Annotated in this window: 11 protein-coding genes; 7 read left to right on the forward strand and 4 right to left on the reverse strand. The window is 49.6% G+C overall.

Going from position 1 to position 16009, the window contains the following annotated elements; translation table 11 throughout:
* The first annotated feature begins 285 nt into the window (after positions 1-285).
* A complete protein-coding gene (ettA, locus tag HMPREF3047_RS01380) occupies positions 286-1962 on the forward strand; it encodes an energy-dependent translational throttle protein EttA (protein WP_070711984.1) in 1677 nt (558 codons plus the stop codon).
* A 65-nt stretch (positions 1963-2027) separates the two neighbouring features.
* Here the strand turns inward: ettA and HMPREF3047_RS01385 are convergent, their stop codons facing one another.
* Complete coding sequence (locus tag HMPREF3047_RS01385) at positions 2028-2663, reverse strand: multidrug efflux system transcriptional repressor MtrR (RefSeq protein ID WP_070462000.1); 636 nt, start codon at positions 2661-2663, stop codon at positions 2028-2030.
* A 226-nt stretch (positions 2664-2889) separates the two neighbouring features.
* On the opposite strand from HMPREF3047_RS01385, the gene HMPREF3047_RS01390 reads away from it, so the two are divergent.
* Genes HMPREF3047_RS01390 through HMPREF3047_RS01400 form a run of 3 tightly spaced genes read left to right on the forward strand, consistent with a single transcriptional unit; the run spans position 2890 to position 8845 of the window.
* The gene (locus tag HMPREF3047_RS01390) at positions 2890-4158 is read left to right on the forward strand and encodes an efflux RND transporter periplasmic adaptor subunit (protein WP_070711985.1); all 1269 of its coding nucleotides are present in this window, start codon (positions 2890-2892) and stop codon (positions 4156-4158) included.
* A gap of 11 nt (positions 4159-4169) precedes the next feature.
* Positions 4170-7382: an efflux RND transporter permease subunit gene (locus HMPREF3047_RS01395; protein WP_070711986.1), complete on the forward strand. Its 3213-nt coding sequence runs from the start codon at positions 4170-4172 to the stop codon at positions 7380-7382.
* A 56-nt stretch (positions 7383-7438) separates the two neighbouring features.
* The gene (locus HMPREF3047_RS01400) at positions 7439-8845 is read left to right on the forward strand and encodes an efflux transporter outer membrane subunit (protein WP_114926273.1); all 1407 of its coding nucleotides are present in this window, start codon (positions 7439-7441) and stop codon (positions 8843-8845) included.
* Positions 8846-8915: 70 nt separating this feature from the next.
* On the opposite strand, the gene HMPREF3047_RS01405 is transcribed toward HMPREF3047_RS01400, so the two are convergent.
* Positions 8916-10253 carry a GTPase/DUF3482 domain-containing protein gene (locus HMPREF3047_RS01405; RefSeq protein WP_070711988.1) on the reverse strand — a complete coding sequence of 446 codons (1338 nt, stop codon included), beginning with the start codon at positions 10251-10253 and terminating at the stop codon, positions 8916-8918.
* 575 nt (positions 10254-10828) lie between these two features.
* Positions 10829-11290 (reverse strand): winged helix-turn-helix transcriptional regulator, encoded by a 462-nt coding sequence (locus tag HMPREF3047_RS01410; protein ID WP_079453694.1) that lies wholly within the window; start codon positions 11288-11290, stop codon positions 10829-10831.
* 216 nt (positions 11291-11506) lie between these two features.
* Here HMPREF3047_RS01410 and alr point away from each other — a divergent pair, with 216 nt between their 5' ends.
* A complete protein-coding gene (alr, locus tag HMPREF3047_RS01415; protein WP_070711989.1) occupies positions 11507-12565 on the forward strand; it encodes an alanine racemase in 1059 nt (352 codons plus the stop codon).
* A gap of 59 nt (positions 12566-12624) precedes the next feature.
* On the opposite strand, the gene HMPREF3047_RS01420 is transcribed toward alr, so the two are convergent.
* Entirely contained in the window at positions 12625-13368 is a 744-nt protein-coding gene (locus HMPREF3047_RS01420) for a pseudouridine synthase (RefSeq protein WP_070711990.1), read from the reverse strand.
* 330 nt (positions 13369-13698) lie between these two features.
* Here HMPREF3047_RS01420 and HMPREF3047_RS01425 point away from each other — a divergent pair, with 330 nt between their 5' ends.
* Both HMPREF3047_RS01425 and HMPREF3047_RS01430 read left to right on the forward strand, forming a co-directional pair.
* Entirely contained in the window at positions 13699-15780 is a 2082-nt protein-coding gene (locus tag HMPREF3047_RS01425) for a carbon starvation CstA family protein (RefSeq protein ID WP_070711991.1), read from the forward strand.
* Complete coding sequence (locus HMPREF3047_RS01430) at positions 15770-15964, forward strand: YbdD/YjiX family protein (RefSeq protein ID WP_049343946.1); 195 nt, start codon at positions 15770-15772, stop codon at positions 15962-15964. The genes HMPREF3047_RS01425 and HMPREF3047_RS01430 overlap by 11 nt, the downstream gene beginning before the upstream one ends.
* Positions 15965-16009: the final 45 nt, after the last annotated feature.

Consider the following 16009-nt stretch of genomic DNA (forward strand, 5'->3'; position numbering starts at 1 on the left):
GTGTGGTGTTCTCTGTCGTTATTGTTTGTGTGCGTACTTTCAAGGATATTAGGTGCATTTTATGAAGCGCGCCGGATATTGGCAATGCCAGTTCAAGGATAAACTGGCTTAAATCAAATTTTTTGTGGTTTGGCATTGATACCGTCGGGCAATAAGGGTATCGGTTCGGTGCGGTGTATATTTTGATGCTTATTTCTATTTTCAGACGGCATTTGAACAAGCAAGTATTGGGGCAATAGGTTAAAATGGGCCGTCTGAAATTTGTTTGACGGAAACGAGAAAACTATGTCCCAACAATACGTCTATTCTATGCTGCGCGTGAGCAAGGTTGTACCGCCGCAAAAAACCATTATTAAAGACATTTCCCTTTCATTTTTCCCCGGTGCAAAAATCGGTTTGCTCGGTTTGAACGGTGCGGGTAAATCTACTGTACTGCGGATTATGGCGGGTGTGGATAAGGAATTTGAGGGCGAAGCCGTGCCAATGGGCGGCATTAAAATCGGCTACCTGCCGCAAGAGCCCGAGCTTGATCCTGAGAAAACTGTGCGCGAGGAAGTGGAAAGCGGTTTGGGCGAAGTGGCTGCCGCGCAGAAACGCTTGGAAGAAGTGTATGCCGAGTACGCCAATCCCGATGCGGATTTTGATGCGTTGGCGGAAGAACAAGGCCGCTTGGAAGCGATTATTGCGGCGGGTTCGTCTACCGGCGGCGGTGCAGAGCACGAATTGGAAATCGCTGCCGACGCGCTGCGCCTGCCTGATTGGGATGCCCAAATCGGCAATTTGTCCGGCGGTGAAAAACGTCGCGTTGCTTTGTGCAAACTTTTGTTGAGCAAGCCCGATATGCTTTTGCTTGACGAGCCGACCAACCACTTGGACGCGGAATCTGTCGAATGGCTGGAGCAATTCTTGGTCCGCTTCCCCGGTACAGTCGTTGCGGTAACGCACGACCGCTACTTCCTCGACAACGCCGCCGAATGGATTTTGGAACTCGACCGCGGACACGGCATTCCGTGGAAAGGCAATTACTCGTCTTGGCTGGAGCAGAAAGAAAAACGTTTGGAAAACGAGGCGAAATCCGAAGCTGCGCGCGTGAAAGCGATGAAGCAGGAATTGGAATGGGTACGCCAAAATGCCAAAGGCCGCCAAGCCAAGTCCAAAGCGCGTCTGGCGCGTTTTGAAGAAATGAGCAACTACGAATACCAAAAACGCAACGAAACTCAGGAAATCTTTATCCCTGTTGCCGAACGTTTGGGTAACGAAGTCATTGAATTTGTGAACGTTTCCAAATCGTTCGGCGATAAAGTGCTGATTGACGATTTGAGCTTTAAAGTACCTGCGGGCGCGATTGTCGGCATCATCGGTCCGAACGGCGCGGGTAAATCTACGCTGTTTAAAATGATTTCAGGCAAAGAGCAGCCTGATTCCGGCGAAGTGAAAATCGGTCAAACCGTGAAAATGAGCTTGATCGACCAAAGCCGCGAAGGTTTGCAAAACGACAAAACCGTGTTCGACAACATCGCCGAAGGCCGCGATATTTTGCAGGTTGGTCAGTTTGAAATTCCAGCCCGCCAATATTTGGGACGCTTTAACTTCAAAGGCAGCGACCAAAGCAAAATTGCGGGGCAACTTTCCGGCGGCGAACGCGGCCGTCTGCACTTGGCAAAAACTTTGTTGAGCGGCGGTAATGTCTTACTGCTGGACGAACCGTCCAACGACCTCGACGTAGAAACCCTGCGCGCGCTGGAAGACGCATTGTTGGAATTTGCCGGCAGCGTGATGGTGATTTCGCACGACCGCTGGTTCCTCGACCGTATCGCTACGCATATCTTGGCTTGTGAAGGCGACTCTAAATGGGTGTTCTTCGACGGTAACTATCAGGAATACGAAGCCGACAAGAAACGCCGTTTGGGCGAAGAGGGCGCGAAACCGAAACGTATCCGTTACAAACCGGTAACACGTTAAGCAGGTTTGAACCAAAAGGCCGTCTGAAACTTTTAATGTTTCAGACGGCCTTTTATTTTTGATGTTTATGATTGTTTTCTTAATTGCGGATGGTTTTCCAATGTATCAATGATGATTTCAATCATGCGTGGGGCAGTTTGAGCTAAATCGAAGCCTTGACCTGAAGAAAGCCAGCGCCAAATAAAGCCGTCTAATGAAGACTTGATGAAGATGACTGCCATATCGATATCCAAATTATCCGCCAACGCTTTTTGTTGTACCGCATCAGTCAGGACAGCAACGATTTTTTCACGCCATAGTGATTGGTGTTTTTTAGCGATGGCAATGACCGCCTCGTTTTGCTCGGTGTGTTCGCATTTTAAAAACAAAATGCTGTGGAATTTATAGTGAAGCTCGTTGTGTTGCAGGCGCTCGAAAAAACGGGTCAGGGTCAGTCGGAAGCTTGACCAAGCCTGTTCGTTATTGTTGTTCGAGTCTTCTTTTATGCAGCTTTCGATGTCGTCGCAAATCCGTTGGAACAAGGCGTCAAACAAATCTTCTTTGTTTTTGAAATGCCAATACAGCGCGCCGCGCGTTACGCCTGCGGCTTGGGCAATTTCGTTAAGCGAGGTGCGGGCAATGCCTTTCTGATAAAACGTATCCAATGTGGCAAGCATGAGATATTCTTTGGTTTTTAAGGCTTCGGTTTTGGTTCTTCTCATAGTTGTTTTGTAGGAAATGTAAATTTATGGTTCGGATTATAAAAAATTACTTCTGAACATGCAAGAATGTATGTATAATTCAATTTAATATTATATAGTGTTTCTCAACACTATATAATCAGCCTGTTTTTCACAAAAGCAGGCAATTTCTGCTTATGAAATATGAAATTAAAGTAATCAATTTTTAATTAGTCAAACCCTTATTTATCATAGAGATAGGAAAATTATGGCTCTTTATGCTTCTAAAATGATGCGTGTCGCGGCGATTGCGGCGGCTACTGCATTGGCGCTTTCTGCTTGCGGCAAAGGCGATGAGAAGGCAGCCGGCCAACAGGCGCAAGGCAGTCAGCAACAGCAAAATCAACCTGCGCCTGAAGTCCGCGTGGTTACCGTGCATCCGGAAACCGTTGCATTGACAACCGAGTTGCCGGGCCGTCTGGAATCGTTGCGTACTGCCGAAGTTCGCGCCCAAGTCGGCGGTATTTTGCAAAAACGCCTGTTCCAAGAAGGCAGCTATGTGCAAGCCGGTCAGCCTTTGTACCAAATCGACAGCTCAACTTATGAAGCAAACTTAGAAAGCGCACGCGCCCAGTTGGCGAGTGCGCAAGCGACTTTGGCTAAAGCGAATGCCGACTTGGCCCGCTACAAACCGCTGGTTGCCGCCGATGCCATCAGCCAACAAGAATACGATGCGGCCGTAACCGCCAAGCGCTCAGCCGAAGCAGGCGTCAAATCCGCTCAAGCAGCCATCAAATCTGCCGGTATCAGCCTGAACCGCTCCCGCATTACTGCGCCGATTTCCGGCTTTATCGGTCAATCTAAAGTTTCTGAAGGTACGCTGTTGAATGCCGGCGATACCACTGTTTTGGCCACCATCCAACAAACCAACCCGATGTATGTCAACGTTACCCAATCTGCCAGTGAGGTTATGAAACTGCGTCAACAGGTTGCAGAAGGCAAATTGTTGGCGGCAAACGGCGCGATTGAAGTGGGCATCAAATTTGACGATGGTGCGGTTTATCCTGAAAAAGGCCGTCTGCTGTTTGCAGATCCGACTGTTAACGAAACGACCGGCCAAATTACATTGCGCGCCGCTATTCCTAATGACAAAAATATCTTGATGCCGGGCTTGTATGTGCGCGTGTTGATGGAACAAGTGGCAGTGGATAATGCATTTGTAGTGCCGCAACAAGCAGTTACCCGCGGTTCGCAAGATACTGTGATGGTAGTGAATGACAAGAGCGAAATGGAAGCGCGTGTCGTGACCATTGCCCAACAGCAAGGTAGCAATTGGGTTATTACAGACGGCCTTAAAGACGGCGACAAAGTGATTGTTGAAGGCATCAGCATTGCCGCTATGTCGGGTGCTAAACAGGTAACGCCGAAAGAATGGACGCCGCCTGCAAGCGCTGCGGCAGCAACACCGGCAGTTTCAGACGGCCAAGCTGCATCCGAGGCCAAGCCTGAAGCTAAAGCTGCATCTGAAGCCAAATAAGGAACGCGTGAATGTCTAAGTTTTTTATTGACCGCCCCATCTTTGCATGGGTTATTGCGATTTTTATCATCGCAGCGGGTATTTTCGGCATTCAAAAACTGCCGATTTCCCAATATCCGTCCGTTGCTGCACCGACTATTACTTTGCGCGCTACTTATCCGGGCGCTTCGGCTCAGGTAATGGAAGACAGCGTACTGGCCGTTATCGAACGTAATATGTACGGTGTGGAAGGTTTGGACTATATGACGACTTCTGCCAATTCCAGTGGCAGCGGCAGCGTCAGTCTGACGTTTACACCGGAAACCAATGAAGATTTGGCGCAGGTAGACGTGCAGAACAAATTGTCGGAAGTGTTGTCCACATTGCCGTCTACCGTACAGCAATATGGTGTAACCGTATCTAAAGCGCGTTCCAACTTCTTGCAAGTGGTCATGCTTTCTTCTGAAAAGCAATCCATTGAGGAAATGAACGATTACGCCCAGCGCAATATCATTCCTGAACTGCAGCGTATTGACGGGGTAGGGCAGGTACAATTGTTTGGTGCGCAACGCGCCATGCGTATTTGGGTTGACCCGAAAAAACTGCAAAACTACAACCTGTCTTTTGCAACGGTAACCAATGCGCTTGCGACACAAAATATCCAAATTTCTGCAGGCTCTATCGGTTCTTTGCCGGCGGCTGCAGGTCAGACTATTTCAGCAACTGTGACGGCGCAAGGTCAGCTGAGCACTGCTGAAGAGTTTGGCAACATCATTTTGGTATCCAATACCGATGGTTCTAATGTCTATCTGAAAGACGTTGCCAAAGTCAGCTTGGGTATGCAGGACTATTCTACTTCCACCCGTTTGAACGGCGTCAACACTACCGGTATGGCAGTGATGCTGTCTAACAGCGGTAACGCTTTGGCAACAGCGACTGCCGTGAAAGAAAAAATGGCGGTTTTGCAGAAGTATTTCCCAGACGGTATGAGCTGGAAAGTTCCTTACGATACTTCCAAATTTGTGGAAATTTCGATTGAGAAAGTGATCCATACGCTTTTGGAAGCCATTGTTTTGGTATTCTTGGTGATGTATCTCTTCCTGCAAAACATCCGCTATACGCTGATTCCGACCATTGTTGTACCGATTTCCCTGTTGGGCGGTTTTGCCTTTATCTCATACATGGGTATGTCGATTAACGTATTGACCATGTTTGCGATGGTGTTGGTGATCGGTATTGTGGTCGATGATGCGATTGTGGTCGTTGAAAACGTTGAGCGTATTATGGCGAGCGAAGGTCTGCCGCCTAAGGCTGCAACCAAAAAAGCGATGAGTCAGATTTCCGGCGCGGTGATCGGTATTACTGCCGTGTTGATGTCCGTATTTGTGCCGCTGGCAATGTTTAGCGGTGCAACCGGTAACATTTACAAACAGTTTGCCCTGACCATGGTGGCATCGATCGGCTTCTCCGCATTCCTTGCTTTGACGCTGACTCCGGCATTGTGTGCCACCATGCTCAAGCCGATTCAGAATGGTCATCACGAAGAGAAAAAAGGTTTCTTCGGTTGGTTTAACAAGAAATTCGACAACTGGACACACGGCTACGAAGGCTGGGTAGCCAAAGTCTTGCGCAAGACTTTGCGCATGATGGTTGTCTATATCGGTTTGACTGTTGTGGGCGTATTCCTGTTTATGCGTCTGCCGACTTCCTTCTTGCCGACTGAAGACCAAGGTAACTTGATGTTGAGCGTACAGCTGCCTGCCGGCGCGACCAAAGAGCGTACCGATGCAACTTTGGCTCAAATCACTCAACTGGCGAAATCTGTACCTGAGATCGAGAACATTGTTACCGTTTCCGGCTTTAGTTTTAGCGGTTCCGGCCAAAACATGGCTTTGGGCTTTGTCATTCTGAAAGACTGGAGCGAACGTACTGCTCCGGGCAGCGATGCGACTTCTATTTCCGGTAAGTTGACCGGCATGATGATGGCTACGCTGAAAGACGGTTTCGGTTTGGCGATTGTGCCTCCTGCCATTATGGAATTGGGTACAGGCTCCGGCTTGACGATTTACCTGCAAGACCGTAACAACAGCGGCCATGCTGCATTGTTGGCCAAGCGCAATGAGCTGATTGACAAAATGCGCAAAAGCGGTTTGTTTAACCCAAGTACCGTTCGTGCGAGCGGTTTGGAAGATGCGCCGCAGTTGAAAATCGACATCAATCGCTCTGCCGCAGCTGCACAAGGTATTTCGTTCTCTGACATCCGTACTGCTTTGGCTTCTTCTTTGGGTTCGTCTTATGTAAACGACTTCCCGAATCAAGGCCGTCTGCAACGCGTGATGGTACAAGCTGATGCGAGTGCCCGTATGCAGCCTGCCGATATTCTGAACTTGACCGTGCCGAATAAATCCGGTGTTGCCGTACCGCTTTCTACCATTGCTACTGTTTCTTGGGTAAACGGTATGGAACAAAGCGTCCGCTTCAATGGTTATCCTGCAATGGAGCTTTCCGGCTCGCCTGTTAATGGCGTGTCTTCCGGTCAAGCCATGGCTGCGGTACAGCAAATGGTTGATGAAATGGGCGGCGGTTACAGTTTGGAATGGGGCGGTCAGTCTCGTGAAGAGGCCAAAGGCAGCTCGCAAACTGTCGTATTGTACGCATTGGCCGCTGCCGCTGTATTCTTGGTATTGGCTGCTTTGTACGAAAGCTGGTCTATCCCGTTGGCGGTTATCCTTGTGATTCCGTTGGGCTTGATTGGCGCGGCATTGGGTGTGACTGGCCGTAACATGTTTGAAGCATTACTGGGCAGTATTCCGGCATACGCCAACGATATCTACTTCCAAGTCGGTTTCGTTACGGTGATGGGTTTGAGTGCGAAAAACGCGATTTTGATTATCGAGTTTGCCAAAGACCTGCAAGCGCAAGGCAAGAGCGCGCTTGAAGCTGTGCTTGCCGCCGCACACTTGCGTTTCCGTCCGATTATCATGACTTCGTTTGCCTTCATCTTGGGCGTGGTACCGCTTTATGTTGCCAGCGGTGCCAGCTCCGCCAGCCAACGTGCGATTGGTACGACCGTGGTCTGGGGTATGTTGATCGGTACGATTCTGTCTGTGTTCCTTGTGCCTTTGTTCTATGTGGTTGTGCGCAAATTCTTTAAAGAAACTGCACACGAGCATGAGATGGCCGCCAAACACGCCGCTGAAGCCGGCATGATTGAAGACGGTAAACACGATTCAGACAAGCACTAAAGCAAAGGCCGTCTGAAAACTTTTCAGACGGCCTCAAAATGCTAAAGGATTCTAAAATGAAGAAGATTACATTCAAACCTGTACTGACCGCCGTTGCCGCAGCCGTGGCTTTGTCGGCCTGTACCATGATGCCGAAATATGAGCAGCCTCAAGTTGCCGTGGCCGATACGTTTAAATACGACACTGTTGACGACGGTATCCGTGCTGCCGAATTGGGTTGGCAAGATTACTTTGCCGATCCGCGCCTTCACCGCCTGATCGACATCGCATTGGAACGCAATACCGATTTGCGTACAGCCGCACTGAATGCGGAAATCTACCGCAAGCAATATATGATTGCGCGTAATAATTTGTTGCCAACCGTCAATGCCAGCGGTACAGGTTCGCGTCAAGGCAGCTTGAGCGGCGGCAGCGTCAGCAGCCAATACAGCGTGGGTTTGGGCGCAGCCTCTTATGAGCTTGACCTCTTCGGCCGTGTCCGCAGCACCAGCGAAGCCGCGTTGCAAGGTTATTTCAATGTGGCCGCCAACCGCGATGCCGCCCATCTGACCCTGATTTCTACCGTTGCCAAAGCCTACTTTAACGAACGCTATGCCGAAGAAACCATGGCATTGGCACAACGCGTGTTGCAAACCCGTGAAGCGACTTACAAGCTCTCGCAATTACGCCATAAGGCCGGCGTGATTTCCGCCGTTGATTTGCGCCAACAGGAAGCGCTGATTGAATCGGCCAAAGCGGATTACGCCTCTGCGGTGAAAAACCGCGAGCAAGCGCGCAATTCCTTGGCTATGCTGATTAATCAACCTTTGCCCGAAGACCTGCCTGCTGGTTTGCCTTTGAGCAAACAGTTCAAATTGACCAAACTGCCTGCCGGTTTGAGTTCGGACGTGTTGCTCAACCGTCCGGATATCCGTGCGGCCGAACACGCGCTCAAACAAGCCAATGCCAATATCGGTGCGGCACGTGCGGCGTTTTTCCCACGCATCAGCCTGACCGGTTCTGTCGGTACCGCTTCCGGCGAGTTGAGCGGCCTGTTCAAAAGCGGCACGGGTATTTGGGCTTTTGCACCGTCAATCACTCTGCCTATCTTTGACTGGGGCACAAACAAAGCCAATCTTGACGTAGCCAAACTGCGCCAACAGGCACAAATCGTTGCTTATGAGGCCGCTGTTCAATCCGCATTCAAAGACGTTTCCAATGCGTTGGTTGCACGCGAACAGCTGGATAAAAGCTATGAAGCGTTGAGCAAACAAAGCCGTGCCTACAACGACAGCCTGCGCCTCATCAGCCTGCGCTACAAACATGGCGTATCCAGCGCATTGGATTTGCTGGATGCCGAACGCAGCAGTTACAGCGCAGAAACTGCTCTTTTGGCTAATCAGCTGACCCGTTTGGAAAACCTTGCCGACTTGTATAAAGCACTTGGCGGTGGTTTGAAACGAGAGACCAAAGCTGCTGAATAAGTATTTGCTAAGATTAAAAGGCCGTCTGAAACATTTGGGTTTCAGACGGCCTTTTTATTATGCGGCAATTCTAAGCTTTTAATTTCTCGCTTAAAGTGGCGACATAGGCTGCGCGTTCGTTACGGCTGGCTTCGGGCTGGTGTGTGTTGAGCGAAGACCATTTACGGTTGCTGCGCGCTTTGTTGAGTTCGCTTGGCAATTTGGCTGCATTCCATGGCGCTTTGCGTTCTTTTAGCTCAATATGCGATTGAGCCGCATGGCCGCGCGTTTGCAAGACGTGCAACAAATCCAGTGCGCGTGCGGCGAGCAGGGTAAGGGTCTCAGGATCAGTATGCAGGGTTTGTCGGCCGTTGATTTTGTCGGTGATGTCTTGGGCATTGGGTAAAATGCCGCCCAACAGTCCGCCGATGGCTGTGCCCAAACCAAGCGATCCGCCAAGCGTGGCAATATCCAAACCCAGGCCGATGAGAGCGCCTGCGGTTGCGCCGGTACCGGTACGGATGCCGTAATGTTTGAGCAACTCGCTGTCAAACGGATCTTGTTTGAAGGCTTTGGGCATCCATGTGCTGTCGCTGCCGACTTCGTCGTGATAGAAGCGGTAAAGTGTGAACAGGCGTTGTTGCATTTGCCGCTCAAGTTGGCGGATTTCCGATTGCATGACTTCCAAAGTCGGGGCAGGGTCGTCGTTTTCGGCAATTTCTTGGGTAAATGCGGCGGTATCCAGCAGAAAATCGGCAATTTCACGGCGCGCTTCCGTATCCAGCCGTTGCCACTCGCGCCGGCGCATATTGATGAGGCGGTCGAGGATGTCGCGCTTAGGTAACATGGTGGCGAGGTTGTCCCACAATCGGATTTCGCCTTCAAAGTCGAAGGCAACGGTATCGAAACCAGCGTAAACATGCAGGTTTCTGCGGGCGAGCATATTGGTCCAAGCGGTCAGGTCTTGATTTTGGGTGAAGTTGAACACGGGCATGATGGGCTTGGCGCACCAAGACAAAATGGTCAGCTCGTCTTTGTATTTGTTAAGGACGGGCTCCCGCGCATCGATAACATACATGGCCATGTCGCTTTGCATGACTTGGCGCAGCACTTTGGCCTCTTGGTTGAATTCGTGATGCGCTTCATGGTTGTTGAGGAATTGCTGGATGCGCTCGATGCCGTCATCGCGTGCGGATGTGTGGGTTTCCAGCCAGTCCAACACGCCGCCGGCATCTTCGAGGCCCGGGGTGTCGTAGAGGTAAACCAAGCTGTCGTCGCCGTCGTTGATAAGGGCTTCTTCGACATGGCGCGTGGTAGATGGCGCGTTTTTCACTTCGCCGAAGGTACTGTCGCGCAAAAGCGTACGTAAGAGTGAGGTTTTGCCTGTGTTGGTATGACCGACGACGGCAAGGGAAAGTGGGGTGGTCATGGTCTTTGGGTCGGGTTGATATGGACGATGAATGTGTGAGTATGGAGCCGTTTATCTTTAGTGGCAATATATGTTTCAGACGGCCCTAAATTCTTTTTATATATGGGCGAAAATAGCAAGAAAAAGAGGGGAATAGCGGATTTGTTGTTTTTTAGCAAAATACTTGAAAATAGATAGGAAAACGGTTGACAGGCGGGTAGAAGGCTAGGATAATTCGCGCCGTTGAGTTGCTTGATGCAGCTTGATTTTTCTCCTCTATTTCTCCTTTGTAGACTTGGCGCATATCGAAACGGTATGCGCATTTTTTTTATCCGCATTGAAATATGATTACATTTAAAATTTGTAAATCGAATAATTAAGAAATTTTACAAGAAAAATACTTGCACGGTTGAATCTATTGTTGCATAATTCGTTTCGTTAGCTGGTTCGAGTAGTCAGTTAATAGTTTCTCCTCTATTTCTCCTTTGTAGACTTGGCACACATTCTGTCGGATGTGTGCGTTTTTTTTGCCTATTTAAAATAAAGGCCGTCTGAATGTTGTAATCTTTCAGACGGCCTTTGTTTGTTGAATAGAATTAGATGTCTAATACCACTTCTTCTTTGACTTCTTCCATGACAACATAGCTGCGGCTTTCGGACGCAGCCGGCAGTTGCAGCAGGATATTGCCGAGCATATCGCGATAGGCGGACATATTGGGCAGGCGGACTTTGATAAGGTAGTCGTATTCGCCGGAGACCAAGTGACATTCGAGAATTTGCGGAATTTTCAGCACTTCGCGTTTGAAGTCTTCAAAAATATTGCCGGATTTGGAGCGCAGTTTCAGCTCGACAAAGACCAAGAGGCTTTGTCCTAAAGCATGAGGATTCAGATGGGCGTGATAGCCGGTAATAAGGTTGTCGCGTTCCAAGCGGCGGACGCGTTCTGTTACCGGCGTGGTGGAGAGGCCGACTTTTTCAGCCAATTCGGTCATGGGGATGCGTGCGTTTTGTTGTAGGAGCTTGAGAATTTTTAAGTCGGTTTTGTCGAGTTCTTTCATGGCCTTGATGTCTGTCGTTTTCATTTGGATTGAATCATAACCTTAAAACAGGCTGAGAAGAAGCATAAATGCCTAAAGGCGCGCATGAGGTCTAAATTATGAATAGATTATTCTTGTGTATTTCATGGAATCCTGTGTAGTTTTTGACCTATAATATTTACTTCAAAGTAATAGGGTAGGCCGTCTGAAACGGAATGCCAATAAGAGGAATACATTATGCGTCCGCTCAATGCGCAAATCCGTTTGGATAATTTACGTCAAAATTATCGTTTTCTCAAAGAGTTGCACGGCAATAAATTGTTGGCTGTGATTAAGGCCGATGCTTACGGGCATGGTGCGGTCAGATGTGCACACGCGTTGGCGGATATTGCCGACGGCTTTGCGGTGGCAACGGTAGATGAAGGCGTGGAATTGCGTCAAAACGGCATTAAAAATCCGATTGTTTTACTGGAAGGCGTATTTGAGGCTGAGGAATATGCGGATGTTGACCGTTATGATTTGTGGCCGGCAATCGGCAGCCAATGGCAGCTGGAGGCGTTTGTGCATCATGAGTGGCAACGTCCGACAACCGTATGGCTGAAAATGGACTCGGGTATGCACCGTGCCGGTTTCTTTCCGCATAACTATGCTGCGGCCTATACTGCATTGAAACAATCCGAATCGGTTGAAAATATTGTGAAATTTAGCCATTTTGCCTGCGCGGACGAGCCGGAAAACGGCATGACCGAAATGCAGTTTGAAGCGTTTGATTTGGCGTGTGAGGGTTTGGAAGGCGAAGAGAGCTTGGCCAATTCCGCCGCGATTTTGAACGTGCCTGAAGCGCGGCGCGATTGGGGACGTGCCGGTCTGGCCTTATATGGTATTTCGCCTTTCGGCGGCGTGGATGAGCGTTTGAAACCTGTTATGCGCCTGACTTCCCGCGTTTTCGGCGAGCGTGTGTTGCAACCGCATTCTCCGATTGGTTACGGCGCAACGTTCTACACCAGCAAATCTACCCGTGTCGGTTTGATTGCCTGCGGCTATGCCGACGGTTATCCGCGTCGCGCTTCTACTAATTCCCCTGTGGCTGTTGATGGTAAACGCAGCCGTATTATCGGCAGGGTATCTATGGATATGATTACGGTTGAGCTGGAAGCCTCGAAAGAGGGTTTGGGCGCAGAAGTCGAGCTTTGGGGCGATGTGATTAATATTAATGAAGTTTCTGAAGTTGCCGGTATGATTCCGTACGAAATCCTCTGCAATATCAAACGTGCGAAGTTTACTTATATCGAGTAAGCAGTAAAAGATCTGGCCGTCTGAAATGTGTTTTCAGACGGCCTTTTTGTTGTCTGCAATTAAAACGATTCGTCAGTGCGTAAATAACGCCATTTGCCCGGCGGCAGTCTGCCGAGTTTGACCTTGCCCATGCGGATGCGTTTCAAACCAACGACACGCAGGCCGACCAGTTCGCACATGCGGCGGATTTGGCGTTTTTTACCTTGTCGCAAAATAAAGCGCAACTGGTCTTCGTTTTGCCATTCGACTTTGGCGGGACGCAATTTTTCTCCGTCCAAACTCAAGCCGTGGTTGAGTAGGGCGAGGCCTTTGTTGTCCAGTTTGCCGCGGACGCGGACGAGGTATTCTTTTTCGCTGCTGCTGTTTTCGCCAATCAGTTGTTTGGCAATGCGGCCGTCCTGGGTGAGTACCAACAATCCTACAGAGTCGATGTCCAGGCGGCCGGCAGGGGCCAAACCGAATTTGTGCTTTTCGCTGAAAGGGATACGGCTGTCGTCGCCTTCCCAATGGTTTTCGGCGGTAATGAGTTCGGCGGCGGACTTATAGCCTTTTTCTGCCTGCGCGCTGACGTAGCCGACGGGTTTGTTTAGTAGGATGGTTACGCGCGCGGCTTGTTTTTCATGGGCTTGTTTGTTGAGGTCGATGCGGTCGCGCTCGGTGACTTTTTGACCGAGTACGGCAGTTTGGCCGTTGACTTTGACCCAGCCTTGCTCAATGTAGCTGTCTGCCTCGCGGCGCGAGCATAAGCCTAATTGCGCCATGCGTTTGGAAAGGCGCATGGTTTCGGAATCGTTGTTTTGCATGGTATGGCAATATAGAGGAATGGGAATATCGGATTATAGCATTGACCGTTTGTCAGGCCGTCTGAAAACTGAATATTTGGGTTTTCAGACGGCCTTTCGTTTGCTATATGTTAAGGAATATTTGGTTTTGAAGTAAAAAATGAAGGGTATATTGTCTGTTTGTGTTAACCTTACGGACGAACTAATCATTTTGTTTTCAGTCGAATTGGGGTTGAAATGACATTTCACTCATGAAATCATGAAGACTATAATGACTGGTCTTTCTGAAGCGCATTAAGGCAGTTTGTCGCTAAAGCAAGCCTTGGTGCATCACGTTTTAAGGATAAATCAATGAAATCGCTCAAATCATTTTTGATCTGGGGCATTGTGGTTTTGGTAGGCTTGGCCTCCTTTACTACTTTAGCTCTCAGCCGTGGCGAGCAAGTCAGTGCGATTTGGATGGTTACGGCCGCCATTTCGGTATACTGCATTGCCTACCGTTTCTATAGTCTTTACATTGCCAACCGTGTGATGCAGCTTGATCCTAACCGTCTGACTCCGGCAGAACGCCACAATGACGGCTTGGACTATGTGCCCACACATAAAGGCGTACTGTTCGGCCACCACTTTGCCGCCATTGCCGGCGCAGGCCCTCTAGTTGGTCCTGTATTGGCAGCGCAAATGGGTTATCTGCCCGGTACTTTGTGGATTATCTTCGGCGTGGTATTTGCCGGTGCCGTACAGGATATGATGGTACTGTTTGTTTCTATGCGCCGTGACGGTAAGTCTTTGGGCGATATCGTGAAACAAGAACTCGGTACCGTCCCAGGCGTGATTGCATCCATCGGTATTTTGATGATTATGGTCATCATTATGGCGGTGTTGGCGCTGATCGTTGTGAAAGCATTGGTTCACAGCCCTTGGGGTACGTTCACCATCGCAGCAACTATGCCGATTGCGCTGTTTATGGGTATTTACACCCGTTATATCCGTCCGGGCAAAATTGGCGAGATTTCCATCGTCGGCTTTATTTTGCTGATGTTGGCTGTGATTTACGGTGAAGATGTTGCCCACAGCTCCTTTGGTCACTGGTTTGACCTTGACGGCATTCAGCTGACTTGGGCGATTATGATTTACGGTTTCGTGGCTTCCGTATTGCCGGTTTGGCTCTTGCTGACTCCACGCGACTATCTGTCTACCTTCCTGAAAATCGGTACGATTGCAGCTTTGGCTTTGGGTATTGTTATTGTTAACCCGACTCTGCAAATGCCTGCAGTTACCCACTTTATCGATGGTTCAGGCCCGGTATTCTCTGGTGCATTGTTCCCATTCTTATTCATTACCATTGCTTGTGGTGCGGTTTCAGGCTTCCATGCGTTGATTTCTTCAGGTACTACGCCAAAAATGGTGGAAAACGAAACCCACGTCCGCATGATCGGTTACGGTGGCATGATTATGGAAAGCTTTGTGGCCATTATGGCTCTGGCTGCTGCCGCTTCGCTTGATCCAGGCGTGTACTTCGCGATGAACAGCCCGGCCGCGCTGATTGGTACAGATGCCAACACAGCTGCCGAAGTCATTACCACTAAACTGAACTTCCCTGTTGATGCCGCAACCTTGTTGCACACTGCTAGAGAAGTGGGCGAAAACACCATTCTGTCCCGTGCAGGTGGCGCACCAACCCTTGCAGTCGGTATGGCACACATCATGAGCCGTCTGATTCCGGGCGAAGCCATGATGGCGTTCTGGTATCACTTTGCCTTGCTGTTTGAAGCCTTGTTCATCTTGACCGCGGTTGACGCCGGTACACGCGTTGCCCGTTTCATGATTCAAGACTTGGGCAGTATCTTCTACAAACCATTCGGTAACACCGACTCTATCCCTGCCAACTTGGTTGCCACATTCTTTGCAGTGGCATTGTGGGGTTACTTCCTCTATACCGGCGTAACCGACCCTCTAGGTGGTATCAACTCGCTCTGGCCGTTGTTCGGTATCGCCAACCAAATGCTTGCAGGCGTAGCGTTGATTATGTGTACCGTCGTATTAGTGAAAATGAAACGTGACCGCTATGTTTGGGTAACTTTGGTTCCTGCTTTCGGCGTATTGTTTGTAACCTGCTATGCCGGTTTGCAAAAACTGTTCCACAGCGATCCGCGCGTCAGCTTCTTGGCTCACGCAGGCAAATACCGCGATGCCTTGGCTTCAGGCGAAGTCCTTGCTCCTGCTAAAGACATTGGCGAAATGTCACAAATCATCTTCAACGACCAAATCAATGCCGGTCTGACCGCTTTGTTCTTGGCAGTTGTCGTGATTGTCGCCGTGTACGGTTTCCGTACCGCCATGAAAGCCCGCAAAGTCGGCTGGCCAACTGCTAAAGAAATTCCAGCAGTGTACCGCGACGGTAAACAGCCGGAGGCTCAGAATGAAGCATAAGCTTGCCTCTTGGTGGAAAACCATCAAGTTGACAGCAAACTTGATGGCCGGTGTCCCAGATTATGAAAACTACGTTGCCCGCCAGCGCAAACATAATCCCAATGCGCCGGTCATGACCGAGCTGCAATTCCAAGACTACTGCCGCAAACGCCGTTGCGGCAGCAACGGCGGACGCTGTTGTTAATGAAGGCATGAAAAAAGGCCGTCTGAAAATACTTTCAGACGGCCT

Source organism: Neisseria sp. HMSC075C10 (assembly GCF_001815615.1).
In the GTDB taxonomy this organism is placed as follows: domain Bacteria; phylum Pseudomonadota; class Gammaproteobacteria; order Burkholderiales; family Neisseriaceae; genus Neisseria; species Neisseria subflava_A.